Raw genomic sequence first — 16,878 nt, forward strand, 5'->3', positions numbered from 1 at the left:
GATGGGTTTTAACAAAGCAAATGCTCTTGCAAAAGAGGGAAGACCTTTTTTAATTATCAGTGACTTTAAAGCGGACAATGTCGAAGTAATACCACTAAGTGAGCTTGAAGCACATGATATTGAGTATTGTATCTGCGAAGATTACAGTTATAAAGAGCATGAACACTTTTTACAAAAATCTCCTCTTGATTTTTCTGAGTATAAAAAAAAATTTGATGCTGTAATTGAGAAAATAAAAGCGGGCGAGACCTACATTTTAAACCTCACGCAGGCAACACCTATTGAGACAGAGCTCTCTCTTGATGAGATATACAGCCTTGCAAATGCACACTATAAACTGCGTTATAAAGATCAATTTGTCTGTTTTTCTCCAGAAAAATTCATCCAGATAAAAGAGAATAAGATTCATACTTTTCCGATGAAAGGTACTATTGATGCAGCAACTCCAAATGCAAAAGAGAAGATTTTGGCAAATCAAAAAGAGATGGCAGAGCATGTAATGATAGTTGACCTGTTGCGTAATGACCTCTCTATAGTTGCAACAAATGTAGAGGTTGAAGAGTTTCGCTATATCAAAAAGATTAATGCAGGTGCAAAAGAGCTGCTGCAGGTAAGTTCACATATCAGTGGCATTTTAGATAGTTCTTGGCGAGAGCATTTAGGAGATATCTTACAAGTAATGCTGCCTGCAGGTAGCATCAGCGGTGCTCCAAAAAGATCTACTTTGGATATAATAGAGAGAGTAGAAGCGTATGAGAGAGGATTTTTCAGTGGAATTTTTGGTGTTTTTGATGGTCAGAGTTTTGACAGCGGTGTTATGATTCGTTTTATTGAAAAGTCTTCGGATGGATATCTTTACAAAAGTGGTGGAGGTATCACGCTTGACAGTAATGTCCGTATGGAATATGAAGAGTTGCAAGATAAGATATATCTACCTTAAATGAGAAGAGAGAGATGTTGATAAAAGATTTTTTTACAAGTAGCTGGAGTTTTAATGAACAAGAGAGGGAGCTGCGCAGTAAATTTCAGATGATGAATATAGCTATTGTCCTCTCATCAACAGCTGTTGTTTATGGGACTGTGCTTAATCTTTATAAAGAGTTTTTTTCTCTGGCAATATTTGAATTTTTGCTTTTTCTTGCAAATATTGTTTTATGGTATATGTTACGACGATCAAAAAAATTTTATGATTTTGTCTCTATTGCTGTTACTGCACAATTTACCTTTTTGCTTATTTTGCTTATTTATATAAGTTCACCAGAGGAGATGAAGCATACTTGGTACTTTACTTATCCAATTATTATATTATATTTTAAAAATGAGAAATATGCGATTCCTTGGTTTGTATTTTTAATTTCCATGCTTTTAATAGCGCCGTTTCAACCTTTTTTTGAAACACAATACAGTTTTTTTCAACTTTTTTATATCTCCTTTGTTCTGAGTATTGTAAGTATTATTGTATATTTTTACAAAGTAAAGATGGATGAAGCAACACAGATTATTTCTACTCAAGAGAAAATACTCTCAAAAAAAGTTGTTGAATTGACACAAAAAGATAAGATGCTTACTGTGCAGTCTAAGCAAGCTGTTATGGGTGAGATGATAAGTATGATAGCACATCAGTGGCGACAACCACTCTCTACTGTTACATTAAGCATTTCAAACCTTCAAGTAAAAAAACTTTTAGGAGAAGAGATAGAAGAGGAAGAGTTTGATCAAGCTTTGGAAAATATCAGCAATACCGTTGTTTACCTCTCTCAAACTATAGATGATTTTCAAACTTACTTTCGTCCAGATAAAGAGTTTAGTTCTGTTGATATTAATGAGTTGATAGAAAAAGCAATAGGATTTGTAGAACCAAGGCTCAAAAAAACGGCTATTGAAATAAAGTTTTTTCCACAGCAGCGTCTTGTGGTTAATACATATGCAAATGAAATTATTCAAGTATTGCTAAATATTATAAATAATGCTGTTGATGAACTGATTTCACGAAATATAAAATATCCTAAAGTAGTAATAAATGTTTTTAACAGAGATAAAGAGGTTGTTATTAGTATCGCAGATAATGCAGGAGGAATCGCTCCTGAGTATATTGATTCAATTTTCGAACCATACTTTAGTACGAAAGGAAAAAATGGAACAGGCTTGGGACTTTATATGTCTCAGATGATTATGCAAAAACAGTTTCAGACGGCAATAGAAGTTAAAAGCACAAATTATGGTTCTATTTTTACAATAGTAGTTCCAAAGAAACTAGCTTAGTTTCAGATTTATTGGGTTATAATAGAGTCAAATTAATTGAGGATGAGTAAGAATGTATATTGAAGATTTGAAGTTTTCACTGTGGGCTGATTTTATTGAGAGAGAGTATCTTGACAATGAATTTAAAGCATTGATAACAAAAAAAATAATCAATGGAGCAACTTCAAATCCGGCTATATTTAAAAATGCTATTTTAAATTCAGATGCATATATCTCTCAGCTTGAATCACTCGAAGATATGAGTGCAAAAGAGAAGTATGAAGCAGTAGCTATCTATGACATAAAAAAAGCAGCAGATATTTTAAGACCACTTTATGATGCAGATGATGATGGATATGTAAGTATCGAGGTTGATCCTTTTTACTGTGATGATGCAGAAGCTACGATAGCTGAAGGTAAAAGACTTTTTTCTACAATAAATAGACCAAATGTTATGATAAAAGTACCTGCAACCGAGGCAGGATATGAGGCGATGGAAGCCTTGAGTGCAGAGGGAATACCTGTAAATGCTACACTTATCTTTAAGAAATCACAAGCAGTTGCATGTGCAGAGGCTTTTAAAAGAGGGACTGATAAGTATGGAAAAAAAGTAGATACGGTCATTAGTATCTTTGTCTCACGTGTTGATCGTGCTTTAGACAAGATGCTCTCTGAACATAACATCGAAGTGGCTTTGACAGGGATTTATAACTCTTCCGTTATATATGAAGCGATTGAAGAGATGAAAGTCTCTGGCTGTCGTGCACTCTTTGCGAGTACAGGAGTCAAAGATGACTCTCTTCCTGCACACTATTATGTAGAAAAACTTTTAGCATACAACAGTGTAAATACAGCTCCAATAGATACTATTAAAGCATTTGATGCAGATGGCAAAAAAGAAAAAGCACTCCCAATCAATCAAGATCTTGTAACAACACATTTTGCAAAACTCAAATCTATTGGTATTAATCTTGATGATATTTTGCAAAAGCAGATAGATGATGGTCTACTCGCATTTAAAGAAGCATTTCAAGAGATATTGGAGGCGTTATGAATGTAGATGTAGATGTTAGTAAATTAACTTTTGAGCAGCTTAAAAGGGTAAGAATCCATCTTAAAAAGATGATTGAAGTAGGTGGTTCTGACCTTCATATCAAAGCCAATTCTGTTATACGGGCACGTATAAACGGAAAAATTGTACAATTTTCAGGTGGGATTTTTGCAAAAGAGGATGCACTGACTTTTGCAAAAGAGCTATTAAAAGGTCGTTTTGCTGAGTTTGTTGAGAAAAAAGAACTTGACTTGGTCTATCCTTTTGATGAAAACAACCGTTTTCGTGTCAATATCTTTTTTCAGATGGATGGCGTCTCAGCAGTATTTCGTGTTATTCCTATAAAAATCCCATCACTTGAAGAGCTTCACCTTCCAGAGATTGTAAAAAGTTTTGCCTATAAAGAGAGAGGGCTTGTACTGGTAACGGGTGTTACGGGATCTGGTAAATCAACGACTTTAGCAGCCTTGATTAATGAGATAAATATAAATCGTAAGAAACACATCATTACAATTGAGGACCCGATTGAATTTGTTCATAAAGATAGAGGGTGTATTATAAATCAGCGCTCAGTGGGGCAAGATACGCTCTCTTTTGGTACGGCACTGCGTGCGGCACTGCGTGAGGATCCGGATATTATTTTAGTTGGAGAGATGCGTGACCGCGAGACGATTAACTTGGCTCTTCATGCGGCAGATACCGGACACTTGGTATTCTCAACGCTGCATACAGTTGATGCAAAAGAGACAATTAACCGTATTATTGCGCAGTTTCCAACAGAGGAGCAAAACCGTGTAAGACTTTCAGTTGCAGGAGTACTTCAAGGTGTCATCTCACAAAGGCTTGTTCCTACTATTGATGGTGGACGTCGTGCTGCACTCGAGATTCTTGTTCGAACACCTACAATCGAGAAGCTTATTATGGAGAATCGAGACTACGAGATTCGTGATGCGATTGAAGCAGGGAAAGAGCATTATAAATCACAGAGTTTTGACCAGGCGATTTTTGACCTTTATAATGAAAAAATCATCTCAAAAGAACAAGCACTTGACAATGCAACAAGTGCGTCTGACCTGGAGCTTAAGATCTCTGGTCTTACATCTGGAAAAATTACAAGTAATCCAAATGAAAAGGTCGAAGCACCAAAAGCAGTAGATATTTCACAAGATGACGATATCTTCGATTTAAAGTAAAGTTTAAATCAAAAATAGATATAATTGCGCCCATTTTAAAATTAAGGACTTCATATGTTAGAAGGTATAGTTAGAGAGAGTACTGGCAAACAAGCTACAAAAGCTTTACGCCGCGATGGTTATCTAATTGCAAATATTTACGGAAAAGGGCTTGAAAATATCAATGCTGCATTCAAAGAGAATGAATATATCCGTACTGTGCGCAACAAAGATACATTAGCATTCCCAGTAAAAGTTGGGGGCAAAGAAATGAATGTTGTGGTTCAATCATATGAGTCTCATCCAGTAACTGGTAAACTTTTACACGTTGATTTAATGGTAGCACAACCAGGTGTTCTTACACATTTTATGGTCCCTGTAGAAGCAGTTGGTGAAGCAATCGGTCTTAAAAACAAAGGTCTTGTAAACATTGCAAAAAGACGTTTACGTGTGAAAGCAAAAATCGAAGATCTTCCAAAAGCAATCGTTATCGATGTAACTGAGATGGATTTAGGTGATTCTAAACTTATCCGTGACATCGAAGCACCAGCTGGTGTTACATTCACAGATGCTGATCGTGTATCAGTACTAAGTATCATTAAAGCTAAGTAATTATGCTCATAGTCGGACTGGGTAATCCAGGATCTGATTATGAAAAAACACGTCATAATATAGGCTTTATGGTTATTGATGAGCTTTGTGCTCGTCATAACGCTTCAAAGCTCTCTTCTTCATCATTTCAAGGTGAACTCTATAAATTTCAAAACAGTTCTGTTTCTTTAGAAAATCATTTTTTATTAAAACCGCTGACCTATATGAATCTCTCAGGTGATTCTGTTGTAAAGGTAAAAAACTTTTACAAACTTGAAGATGTTGTTGTAATACATGATGATTTAGACCTCCCTTTTGGAGCACTTCGCTTTAAAAAAGGTGGTGGACATGGCGGTCATAATGGACTGAAATCTATAGACAGTAAAATAGGTCGAGAGTATATCCGTGTTCGAATGGGCATAGGAAAACCAACACACAAAGGGGAAGTGGCTTCTTATGTTTTAAGCGAGTTTTGTGATGAGAATAAAAAATGCTTAGATAAGTTTATAAAGAGTGCTGCTGATGCGGTGGATTTTTTACTAGAGCACTCTTTGGATGAAACGCGTTGTAAATATTCTAAAAAAGGGATGGAGTGTTAGCATTTAGATATATAGCGATGCACTATTTGAAGTATTTTTTTATAATACTTGGTGCATTGGTCCTTTTTGTTGTTGGTTTTGACTATATGGAGCATGCTTCAGAACTTTCAAAATCAGCGAATTTACTCCTAATATACCTTGTATATCAGGCTTTTTATGCCATCGATCTGCTTCTACCGCTCTCTTTGGTCTTTGCTATGATATCGACAAAAATCTTTCTTATTCGTTCCAATGCACTTGTCTCATTTTTCTCACTAGGGTACTCACGTGTAGACATTCTCAAGCCTTTTGTTCTTATTGCAACGACTATTATTGTACTTTTTATATCACTTCATACATGGTCAAGTTTTGCACGTGCTCAGGAGTTCTCGCGTAATATTCGAAAGCATGCGCAGTATCTTAATCCAACAAGGGACCTCTTTTTTACATACAAAGGAAAATATGTCTATTTTTCCAAGCTTTTACCACTGCAAGAGAGAGCTGAGGGGGTACGTGTTTTTAGTGTGAAAAACAACTCTTTAAAAGAGGTTGTAACTGCAAAATCTGCGGAATACAGAGATGATTTTTGGCATATTAAAAAGGGTGATTTAATTACAAAGCCAGATGACCTTTCTTTGGCATCTCCCGGTATTTCTGTGCGTGAAGCAGATGATTTGAAGATTTTAGAGGGCTTTCGACCACGTATGCTTGATCAGGTTTATGAAGGGAAAGTGAACTTTACAATTATCGATGGTTTAGAGGCGATATCACTTTTGGAGAGTCAGGGGATTGATACACGAACGATACGGGGAGCCTTATATAAAATCTTTATCTATCCGTTTTTTGTACCTTGTCTGATTGTCATTATCTTCTTCTTTGTTCCTATGAGTGTACGTTTCTTAAATGTATCACTTTTTAGCTTTGGTGCAATATTGGTAACACTGCTTGTTTGGGGAATCATTATGATGTTAATCGAGCTCTCAAATAATAAAACCATCCCGAGTGAAGTCGGAATTATTGGTCCTGTAATCATTCTTCTTTTAATTGCCCTGCGACAGTGGAGAAAGTATAGACTTGCAACTTAGCCACTTATAAGCACTATTAGGGTAAAATCATCTAAAAAATATTTGGAATTTTTATGATTGATTTTAAAGAATTGGCAAAAGAGTATGGTACACCTCTTTATGTTTATGATTTTGACTATATGGCTACGCAGTATGAAGAGCTCAAGAGTGCTTTTCGCGGTAGAAAATCCATTATTGCGTACGCTGTAAAAGCAAACTCAAACCTAAGTGTCATTAAACACTTTGCAAAGCTTGGAAGCGGAGCTGATTGTGTAAGTATCGGTGAAGTCCGTCGTGCTTTTTTAGCAGGTATTCCAGCTTACAAAATCATTTTCTCAGGTGTTGGTAAGAGTGATGATGAGATTCGTGAAGCGATAGAACGCGATATTCTCTATATCAATGTGGAGAGCGAAGCAGAACTTGGTCGTGTTGAGCTTATCGCAAAAGAGTTAGGTAAAGCTGCACGTATCAGTATACGAGTAAACCCAAATATTGATCCAAAAACGCACCCATATATCTCAACAGGACTGCATGACAATAAGTTTGGAGTAGATCTCTCCACTGCAAAGAGAATGTACATCAGAGCGAACAACTCTGAAAATTTAGACCCTGTCGGTATCCATTTTCATATCGGCTCACAACTTACAGAACTTGAACCTATCCGTGAGGCTGCTGTTATCGTTGCTGACTTGGTTCGCTCACTTGAAGCGATTGATATTGAGTTGAAATTCTTTGATGTTGGTGGTGGTCTTGGTATCAAGTATGATGATGAGACAACGATTCAGCCATACGATTATGCACAGGCGATTTTAAGTACACTTACTGGTCTTGATATGACGATTCTTTGTGAACCGGGGCGTTTTCTAACAGCAAATGCAGGCTATTTTGTAACAAAAGTGCTGTATGAAAAACAAAATGGTGAGAAAAGATTTGTAGTCGTTGATGGTGCGATGAATGACTTGCTGCGTCCATCACTTTACAATGCCTATCATGAGATAGAGGTCCTTACAGAGAGTAAAGCTGAGAAGCGCGCAGTTGATATCGTCGGACCGGTATGTGAAAGCGGTGACTTTTTTGCAAAGGATTATCCTTTGCCACCACTAGAGCATAATGACCTGCTTGTTATTAAGAGTGCAGGAGCTTATGGCTTTGGTATGGGAAGTAACTATAATACGCGTGGAAGAAGTGCTGAAGTTGCTGTTGAAAACGGTAAAGCAAGACTCATTCGCAAACGTGAAAGTTTTGAAGATTTGATTGCATTAGAGCAAGAATTTTTAGAGGATTAAGATGTACTTCATAGATGTTCAGGGTACGCTTATCAGTGATGCAGATAAATCTCCTATCAGAGGTTCACGAGAGTTTATAGAGTATTTAAACAGTGAGAATCTCCCATATATGGTGATTACGAACAATACAAAAAAAGCATCATCTGATTTTTATAACTACCTGACATCTATCGGTTTTGAATTCTCTTTTGAGAAATATTTAGATCCTTTAATGCTTTTAGAGTCTCGTGTAAGTAAAGATGCTGTAGCAGCCTATGGAGCAGAGGAGTTTTTAAATACTTTGCAAAATATGGGTTATACGCTTGATTATAAAACTCCAAAAACTGTTTTGATTGCCATCAAAGAAGATTTTAGTGCAGATGAATATGCACAGATGATTGACTTTTTACTCTCGGGTGCAAAACTTGTTGGTATGCATGAAACATCCATCTATGCAAAAAACAACAAACGCTATCCTGGTGTGGGAGCTATTCTAAAAATGTTACAGTTTGCAACAAGTACGTCGTATGAGGTTGTTGGCAAACCAAGCAGTGCTTTTTATGATGAGGCTTTGCAAAGATTGCAAGCTCAAGATAAAAGTGCAAGTTTTGATCAGGTGACAATTATCAGTGATGATGTAAAAGGGGACCTTGGTGGTGCAAAAGAGCTTGGAATGCATACAGTTTTTGTGACAAGCGGAAAGTACAAATCAGCCCAGGAGATAGTACCATTTTTAGAAGAGCATCTAAAGCCGAACAGCATCAAAAAGGATATGCAAGAGGTGTTAGAGAGTGTAAAGGGAGAGGGATTATGAAAACATTAGATGAGTGCAGGGTTGCGATTGACAGTATAGATAATGAGATATTGACCCTTCTGAACAAACGAATGAAAGTAGTTGAGAGAGTTGGAGAGATTAAGCAAAACACAGGTGGTGCAATCTACCGTCCTGAACGTGAAAAAGCAATTATTGAGAGACTCTCCAAATTCAATGAAGAACAAGATGGACTTTTAAATAAAAGTGCCATTGAAGCTATCTTTTTAGAGATATTTGCAGTCTCACGCAATCTTGAACTCCCTGAAAAAATCGCCTATCTCGGACCGGAAGGCACCTTTACGCACCAAGCTGCAGAAAGCCGTTTTGGTGCTATGAGTAACTACCTTTCACTCAACTCCATTGAGTCTGTCTTTAAAGAGCTTGAAGCAAAGCGTGCGAAGTTTGGTGTTGTGCCGATTGAGAACTCACGTGACGGTGTTGTCGGTGAGACACTTGACCTGCTTTCAAAGAGCTCTGTAAAGATTGTAGCAGAACTTTATATGCCGATTCATATTTCTTTTGCAACGAAGGCTGATTCACTGAAAAAGATAAAAAAAATATACTCAAAAGACAAAGGTTTTGGCGAGTGCCGTGAATTTTTAAATGAGTATGATTTAAGCAATGTTGAACATATTCCTGTAGAATCAACTGCAAAGGCAGCAATTCTTGCAAGTGAAGATGAAGAATCGGCTGCAATCTGTTCGCACATTGCAGCAAAACTTTATGGAGTACCTGTAATGTTTGAGAACATTGAAGATGTTCATGACAATGCAACACGCTTTGTAATACTCAGTGATTTTAAAAACGCTATAAGCGGTGATGATAAGACAAGTATCTTGGCGAAATTAAAAGATGCAAATGAAGCTGGTTCTTTGGTACATTTCTTAAGTGATTTTGATGAAGCTAAGATCAATCTCTCTAAAATCGAGTCCCGTCCATCAAAAGAGAGTGGTGGTTTTGGATACTGGTTCTACATCGACTTTTATGGACACATTGATGAAGAGCGTGTACAAAAGGTTATTGAAAAACACAAAGATGAAGTAACGTGGCTTGGAAGTTATGTAAAGGGTGAAGATTGAAATTTAATAAAAAACTAGAAAATATCTCTACTTATGAGGCGGGAAAACCAATAGAATTGGTTGTGCGTGAGTTTGGTATTGAGCCAAAAGATATTGTGAAGTTGGCATCGAATGAGAATCCTTACGGATGTTCTATCAATGTGCAGCATGCAGTAAATGAAATTTTGCCACATATGGCAATGTATCCTGATGATTCAATGATGAAACTCAAAAATGGACTGATAAAGCGATTTGACATTGCAGAGGAAAATGTGATTATCGGAAGTGGAAGTGACCAGATAATTGAGTTTTTGATGCATGCAAAAGCAGATGAAAACTCTAAAATTCTCATAAACTCTGTAACATTTGCAATGTATGAGATCTATGCAAAACATGTAGGTGCAGAGATTATCAGAACAAGTTCACAAGAACATGATTTGGATGAATTCTATCAACTCTATAAAGAACAAAATCCAGATATTATTTTTCTCTGTACACCAAACAATCCAACAGGTGATGCTATTGATACAAAAGAAATAATGAAGTTTATTGCACGTATTGACAGTGAAACCTTAGTCGTTGTTGATGGTGCGTATATGGAGTATGCACAGTTTAAAGATGCAAGTAAAAAAGTAACCCCAAAAGAGTTAATCGAGAGGTTTGAAAATGTAATTTATCTTGGTACATTTTCAAAAGCATATGGACTTGGTGGTATGCGTGTTGGATATGGAATCTCACATGCAGATATCATCAAAGAACTTTACAAATTAAGACCACCTTTTAATATCACAACACTTTCACTTGAAGCTGCTTCTGTAGCACTTGAAGATGCAGAATTTGTGAATGAATGTATCGCTTTGAATTTTGAGGAGATGAAACGCTACGAAGAGTTTGCAAAAGAGAAAAAAATCGATATAATAGAGAGTTATACAAACTTTGTTACTTTATGCTTTGACGGCAACAGAAATTCAACAGAGATTTCCGATGCATTACTGCGACGTGGAATGATTGTAAGAAACTTGAGTGGGTACGGGATGAACGCTATTCGTGTAACAGTTGGAACAAAAGAACAAAACGATCGTTTTTTTGAACTAATATCTGAGCTATTATAAAAATTTTTAAGATGAGAGATTAATGGATTTTAAGGCGCTTTTTTCGCAGTTGTCAGTTTTGTATGCAAAGCTGAATAAAGAACAAAAAATGATTATCGCAGCAGCGGTTGTAGGGATTGTTGCATTTTTAATTTTTCTTGTTGTCTATACTGCAAACAAAAGTGCAAAAGAGTCCTATGTCGTTCTTTTTGAAACACTCAGTGACAGTGATGCAGCAAAAGTTATCACACAGCTTGATAAAGATGGTATCAAGTATGAGATAGAAGCAAATAATGTCATAAAAGTACCTCGTGATGTTGTTTACAAAGAGAGAATTGCCATTGCCGCACAGGGAATTCCAAAAAACAGTGGTGTTGGGTTTGAACTTTTTGACAAGCAGGAGTTTGGAGCAACGAACTTTGACCAGCAAATCAAACATCTCCGTGCACTTGAAGGTGAACTTTCTCGAACGATTACAGCACTCTCTCCGGTTGAGAGAGCAACTGTGAGTCTTGCACTTCCAAAAGAGACACTTTTTGTCTCCAAACAGGTGGACCCGACAGCTTCAGTGATGGTCGAGCTTGTTGAAGGACGTGCGCTTTCATCAAAACAGATCCGAGGTATTAAAAACCTTGTAGCTGCTGCAGTACCGCGTTTGAAACCTTCAAATGTAATGCTAGTAAGTAGTGACGGTGTTACTCTTGGAGATGATGAAGAGGGTGCACAGATGAGTGAACTCTCACTTGTGCAACAGCGCTATAAACTTAAAGAAGAGAGAAAGCTCCAAAATAAAATCGTAGATGTGATCGCTCCTTTTGTTGGTGGTGATGATAAAGTTGTCGCACAGGTTAGCGTTGAGTTTGATTTTTCCCAAAAGAGTTCAACTTCTGAAGTGTATAATCCTGAAAATGTTGTACGAAGTGAACAGGTGAGTGAAGAGAAACGTGAAGGCGTAGCACCTGAACAGGTTGGTGGTGTTCCGGGAACTGTAAGCAATATCGGTCCGGTAAAAGGGCTTAAATCTCAAAAAACAGTTGAGAAGTATACAAAAAACACAGGAACAACCAACTATGAAGTTGGTAAGACTGTCAGTACGACAAAGAGTCAGTTCGCACGTATCAAAAGAATTACTGCCGCTGTTGTCGTCGATGGAAAGTATAAGCACAAGCTCGATAAAGATGGTAATCCTACGGATGAGTTGGAGTATGTAGCTTTAGATGCAGCGGATCTGAATGCATTAACATCACTTGCTAGTCGTTCTATTGGTATTGACAATGCAAGAGGTGATCAGATAAGTGTACAGAATTTACAGTTTGAAAGAGCTGTAAGCAATGGTCCTGATGGTGTAAGCCAAGCTCTGACATTTACACAGACATATATTGTACCATTTGCAGACTTGTTTAAGTATATTTTTGTACTTATTCTTTTACTTATTCTGTACAAAAAAGTTATTGCGCCGTTTGCAGGAAAAATGCTTGAAGTCTCACGTGAGGATGAGGAGCTCGAAGCTCCTAAACTTGAACTCGAAGATGATGAGGGCGAAGATTTGGTAGAAAAAGTACAGCAGATGCGTAAAAAAGTTGAAGAGCAGCTTGGAATGACTAGTAACTTCAATGAAGATGAACTCAAATATGAGGTAATACTAGAAAAAGTACGTACAATGGCAGATGATGCCCCTGAGGAAGTTGCATCACTCCTTCAAGCTCTGCTTTCTGAAGAGGCCGAGATGCCAAAACAACAAGAGAAAGGGTAAAATATGTCAAATATGACACAACAGCAACAAGCCGTTTTTGATGAAATGAGTATGGCTGAAAAGATTGCTATTTTACTACTGCAACTTGGTGAAGATGCAACGGCTGAAATATTTTCTAATATGAATGTTGAGGCGATAACTGAAATATCAAAATATATTGCAACAAACACGACAATAGACAGAGCGATCGCAACAGCAGTTCTTGAAGAGTTCCATGCCATTTTCCAGTCAGGTCAGTATCTTACTTCGGGTGGTATGGAGTACGCAAGAGAACTTCTTTATAGAACACTTGGACCGGAAGAGGCAAAAAAAGTTCTTGACAAGCTCTCCAAAAGTATGCAAAATACACAGAATTTTGCCTATCTCTCAAAAATCAAACCACAGCAGCTATCAGACTTTATTATCAATGAACATCCACAGACAATTGCCCTGATTTTAGCACATATGGATCCAACGGAAGCAGCAGATACATTGCAGTTCTTTCCAGATGACCTACGTAGTGAAGTCGCAATGCGTATGGCAAAACTAGGAGATATCTCACCTTCAGTTATCAAGCGAGTATCTGCTGTGTTAGAGTCTAAACTTGAATCACTTGCATCTTACAAAGTAGAGGTGGGTGGAACACGCGCTGTGGCAGACATCTTTAATCGTCTTGGTGCAAAAAGTGCTAAAGCAACACTTTCTACTATTGAACAGGTTGATGAGGAGTTGGCTACACGCATTAAAGAGATGATGTTTACTTTCGAAGATATGGTAACATTAGATAAAATGGCAATTACAGAAGTACTTAAAGCTGTAGACAAGGCAGAGCTGATGCTTGCACTGAAATCTTCACCAGAAGAGCTTAAAGAGAAGTTCTTTTCGGCAATGAGTGAGAGAGCCCGTGAAGCATTCGAAGAAGAAATGCAGTTCCTTGGTGCCGTTAAGATGAAAGATGTTGAAGCGGCACAAAGAAAAATTGTCGAGGTTGTAAATCAGTTGGCTGAAGCCGGAACAATTCAGATGGGCTCATCTGAAGAGATGGTAGAGTAGGGTAATGGCAACAGTAATATCAAGTGATAGTATTGAAAAACATCATGTAGATAAGTACAATTTTAAAGTTATAGCTTTTGGTGGAAGTTCTTCAAACAATGAAGAGGCACAAGAGCATAAGAGTAGTCTTGAAGAGACACCTCTACAACAGGCAAAAGAGATAGATTCAAGCGCCTTAGATACAAAATCCAAAGAGTCACTCATAGAGTCTTTGATGAAAAAAACAGATGAGATGAGTTCAAACTTCATTAAACTGCAGATGAAGCTTGAAGCAAAAGAAGAGGAGTTCAAAGAGGGACTCCAAAAGGCAAAAGAGGAGGCTTTTGCTGAGGGTATGAAAGCCGGCAAGGCACAGGCTCTTGAAGAGATAGATAAAGAGATCAATGAAAAACTCTCCCTTTTTACAAGTTCGATTGCAAAGTTAGAGTCAAGTGCAGCAGAGTTTGAGCACTCTTTAGAGAGCTTAAAAAATGAGCTTGTAAATGCCGCACTTGATATTGCACAAGAAGTTATTAAGATAGAATTAGATACTAATTCATCAAAAGTTGCAAAGGTTTTGGCAGATGAGTTGATAAATGACCTCCAGGGTGCATCGAAAGTGACACTCAAAGTAAATCCAAATAACCATACAGCAATCAGTGAACATTTAGGTCAATTAGACCATATAACAGTTTTAGCAGACAGTGCAGTAAATGAAGGTGGTGTTATCGTGATAAGTGATGCCGGAAATATAGATGCACAGATATCAAAAAGATTTGAGAGAGTAAAGAAAGCAGCCTTAAGTGAGTAAAATGGATTTGCAAAATAAAAGCATTGCAGAGTTAGAGACACTCTGCAGTGATATACGAAAAAGAATTTTAGAAGTAGTAAGTAAGAATGGTGGGCATTTAAGTTCAACACTTGGTGCAACAGAGCTGATTGTCGCTATGCATAAAGTTTTTGACTCAAGTAAAGATCCTTTTATCTTTGATGTGAGTCATCAATCGTATGCGCACAAACTCTTAACTGGTAGATGGGAAGCATTTGATACTTTACGCCAATTTGGTGGAATTTGTGGTTATACCAAGCCGAGTGAGAGTGCAGATGACTACTTTGTTGCAGGACACAGTTCAACCTCCATCTCTTTGGGAGTAGGTGTTGCAAAAGCCATTGCACTCAAAGGAGAACAGGATGAGCGTATTCCGGTTGTGATGATCGGGGATGGTTCTATGACTGCCGGGATGGTATATGAAGCACTCAACGAGCTAGGTGATAGAAAATATCCGATGGTTATCATCTTAAATGATAATGAGATGAGTATTGCAAAGCCAATAGGTGCCATCAGCCGTATGCTCTCATCTGCCATGGCTTCACCATTTTATCAGCGTTTTAAAAAGACAACAGAGAATTTTGTTGATAATTTTGGCGAGGGCGCACGCTACATCGCTAAAAGAATGGAAGAGTCTTTAAAACTTGTAACACCGGGAATTTTATTTGAAGAGATGGGAATAGATTATATCGGTCCGGTTGACGGACATAATCTCTCCCAGCTCATTGAGATATTTGAGACAGCAAAAAAGCTCAAAAAACCTGTCATTATTCATGCACAAACGCTCAAAGGCAAGGGCTATGAGATAGCAGAAGGCAAAGAGGAGAAATGGCACGGAGTTGGACCGTTTGACATCAGTAGTGGTTCTTCTTCGAAAAAATCTTCGGCAAAGAGTGCAACGCAGATTTATACAGAATCACTCCTGCATCTTTGTAAGAACAATGACAAGATTGTAGGTGCAACAGCAGCGATGCCTAGCGGCACTGGTTTAAGTGAGCTCATGGAGAAATATCCTGATAGGTTTTGGGATGTTGCCATTGCTGAGCAGCATGCTGTGACTTCTATGGCTGCTTTGGCAAAAGAGGGGTTCAAACCTTTTTGTACGATTTATTCAACCTTTTTACAACGTGCTTATGATCAGGTGATTCATGATACCTGCTTGATGGACCTGCCTGTGGTTTTTGCACTTGACCGTGCAGGAATTGTTGGAGAAGATGGAGAAACACATCAGGGTGTATTTGATATTAGTTTTTTACGAACTATCCCAAATATGACACTTTTCGCTCCACGTGATGAAAAGAGCTTTCATCAGGCCATGGCATTTGCAGCAAATTATGAACATCCATGTTCTTTGCGTTATCCACGAGGTGCTTTTATCGATACAGAAGCGCTTCCTGCATCACAGCCTTTTGAATTGGCAAAATCACAGTTACTTGAATCAGCAGAGAGTGACATACTTTTTATCGGATATGGAAATGGAGTAGGGCGTGCTTATCAGACTTCAAAACTTTTGGATGAAGATGTCAGTATACTTGATTTGCGCTTTGTAAAACCATTAGATGAAGAGATGTTGCGTGAGATGGCAAAAAAACATAAAAAATGGTTTGTCTTTTCTGATACATCAAAGATGGGCGGTGTCGGTTCGGCACTCTTGGAGTTTTTGGCTAAAGAGAAGATAGAAGATGTAGTGCTAGAGAGTTTTGAGTATGAGGATGCATTTATCACACATGGCAATACAAAAGTTGTAGAAGAGTCACTCGGAATTTTACCTGAGCAGTTAGCATCTAAAATTCAACGTAGTTGAGGGAGTGAGACAAGAACGTATAGAGTTTGAAGAGACACATCTTTATGCGACTCTTCTCGTAAGCTAGTATTATTTTATATAAAGTGTATAAAGGTTGTTTTCTTCTGTCTTGATCCTTGTTCCAAGTTCATCGACAATAGCATAGAACTTTGTTTCAAAAGCTTTATCTAAAGGTTTGTTTTCTTGTGTATAGGTATCAAGGAATTTAATGACATCTTTTTGAATTGTTTTTATTGACCCTTCGAACTGTTGTACAAGCTCCATTGTTTCAGAAGAGTTTGTATAATATTTTTTCAAGTATCTGTAAAGTTTTATATCTTCTTCCATAAAATGTCCAAGAATCTCAGTTTTGAATTGTTTTAAAAAGGTTTTTGCTTTTTTCTCTTCATTTTTTTCAAGAGCTTTTGAAATTTTAGTGATGGCTTTTATAAGTTTTTCATGGTCTTTATGAAATTTTTTTATCAGTTTATTATCATAATTGAGAGCTCTTGGATCTTTTTTTGAAAGAAAGTTAAACATATCTTTTCACCTTTAAGTTTATTAGTTGAAATAATAA

The 16,878-nt window shown here is 37.4% G+C and carries 16 protein-coding genes; 15 read left to right on the forward strand and 1 reads right to left on the reverse strand.

Going from position 1 to position 16,878, the window contains the following annotated elements; all coding sequences use genetic code 11:
* The first annotated feature begins 1 nt into the window (after position 1).
* From ES948_RS05540 to dxs, 15 genes are read left to right on the forward strand one after another with little or no spacing between them, the layout of a single operon-like run.
* The gene (locus ES948_RS05540; RefSeq protein ID WP_152183955.1) at positions 2–940 is read left to right on the forward strand and encodes an aminodeoxychorismate synthase component I; all 939 of its coding nucleotides are present in this window, start codon (positions 2–4) and stop codon (positions 938–940) included.
* Positions 941–954: 14 nt separating this feature from the next.
* Positions 955–2,262, forward strand: a complete 1,308-nt coding sequence (locus ES948_RS05545) for a sensor histidine kinase (RefSeq protein WP_246153826.1) — start codon at positions 955–957, stop codon at positions 2,260–2,262.
* A 52-nt stretch (positions 2,263–2,314) separates the two neighbouring features.
* Positions 2,315–3,295, forward strand: coding sequence for a transaldolase (locus tag ES948_RS05550; RefSeq protein ID WP_152183956.1), 981 nt, complete (start codon positions 2,315–2,317; stop codon positions 3,293–3,295).
* Positions 3,292–4,485, forward strand: a complete 1,194-nt coding sequence (locus ES948_RS05555) for a type IV pilus twitching motility protein PilT (RefSeq protein ID WP_152183957.1) — start codon at positions 3,292–3,294, stop codon at positions 4,483–4,485. The genes ES948_RS05550 and ES948_RS05555 overlap by 4 nt, the downstream gene beginning before the upstream one ends.
* A gap of 54 nt (positions 4,486–4,539) precedes the next feature.
* Positions 4,540–5,076 (forward strand): 50S ribosomal protein L25/general stress protein Ctc, encoded by a 537-nt coding sequence (locus ES948_RS05560; protein ID WP_152183958.1) that lies wholly within the window; start codon positions 4,540–4,542, stop codon positions 5,074–5,076.
* A gap of 2 nt (positions 5,077–5,078) precedes the next feature.
* The gene (gene pth / locus ES948_RS05565) at positions 5,079–5,654 is read left to right on the forward strand and encodes an aminoacyl-tRNA hydrolase (protein WP_152183959.1); all 576 of its coding nucleotides are present in this window, start codon (positions 5,079–5,081) and stop codon (positions 5,652–5,654) included.
* Positions 5,648–6,718 carry an LptF/LptG family permease gene (locus ES948_RS05570; RefSeq protein WP_152183960.1) on the forward strand — a complete coding sequence of 357 codons (1,071 nt, stop codon included), beginning with the start codon at positions 5,648–5,650 and terminating at the stop codon, positions 6,716–6,718. Before pth ends, ES948_RS05570 begins: the two co-directional genes overlap by 7 nt.
* A gap of 53 nt (positions 6,719–6,771) precedes the next feature.
* Positions 6,772–7,983: a diaminopimelate decarboxylase gene (lysA, locus tag ES948_RS05575; protein ID WP_188109456.1), complete on the forward strand. Its 1,212-nt coding sequence runs from the start codon at positions 6,772–6,774 to the stop codon at positions 7,981–7,983.
* Position 7,984: 1 nt separating this feature from the next.
* Positions 7,985–8,776: an HAD-IIA family hydrolase gene (locus tag ES948_RS05580; protein WP_152183961.1), complete on the forward strand. Its 792-nt coding sequence runs from the start codon at positions 7,985–7,987 to the stop codon at positions 8,774–8,776.
* On the forward strand, positions 8,773–9,855 hold the full coding sequence (gene pheA, locus ES948_RS05585) for a prephenate dehydratase (RefSeq protein WP_152183962.1): 1,083 nt from the start codon (positions 8,773–8,775) through the stop codon (positions 9,853–9,855). The genes ES948_RS05580 and pheA overlap by 4 nt, the downstream gene beginning before the upstream one ends.
* Positions 9,852–10,946, forward strand: coding sequence for a histidinol-phosphate transaminase (hisC, locus tag ES948_RS05590; protein ID WP_152183963.1), 1,095 nt, complete (start codon positions 9,852–9,854; stop codon positions 10,944–10,946). The genes pheA and hisC overlap by 4 nt, the downstream gene beginning before the upstream one ends.
* Positions 10,947–10,968: 22 nt before the next feature.
* Positions 10,969–12,678: a flagellar basal-body MS-ring/collar protein FliF gene (gene fliF / locus ES948_RS05595; protein ID WP_152183964.1), complete on the forward strand. Its 1,710-nt coding sequence runs from the start codon at positions 10,969–10,971 to the stop codon at positions 12,676–12,678.
* Between the two features lie 3 nt (positions 12,679–12,681).
* A complete protein-coding gene (gene fliG, locus ES948_RS05600; RefSeq protein ID WP_152183965.1) occupies positions 12,682–13,710 on the forward strand; it encodes a flagellar motor switch protein FliG in 1,029 nt (342 codons plus the stop codon).
* 4 nt (positions 13,711–13,714) lie between these two features.
* Positions 13,715–14,500 (forward strand): flagellar assembly protein FliH, encoded by a 786-nt coding sequence (gene fliH / locus ES948_RS05605; RefSeq protein ID WP_152183966.1) that lies wholly within the window; start codon positions 13,715–13,717, stop codon positions 14,498–14,500.
* Position 14,501: 1 nt separating this feature from the next.
* Positions 14,502–16,322 carry a 1-deoxy-D-xylulose-5-phosphate synthase gene (gene dxs / locus ES948_RS05610; protein ID WP_152184017.1) on the forward strand — a complete coding sequence of 607 codons (1,821 nt, stop codon included), beginning with the start codon at positions 14,502–14,504 and terminating at the stop codon, positions 16,320–16,322.
* Positions 16,323–16,391: 69 nt separating this feature from the next.
* Here dxs and ES948_RS05615 read toward each other — a convergent pair whose 3' ends face one another.
* Entirely contained in the window at positions 16,392–16,841 is a 450-nt protein-coding gene (locus ES948_RS05615; protein ID WP_152183967.1) for a hemerythrin domain-containing protein, read from the reverse strand.
* Positions 16,842–16,878: the final 37 nt, after the last annotated feature.

It is taken from the genome of Sulfurimonas indica (genome assembly GCF_009192995.1).
GTDB lineage: Bacteria > Campylobacterota > Campylobacteria > Campylobacterales > Sulfurimonadaceae > Sulfurimonas > Sulfurimonas indica.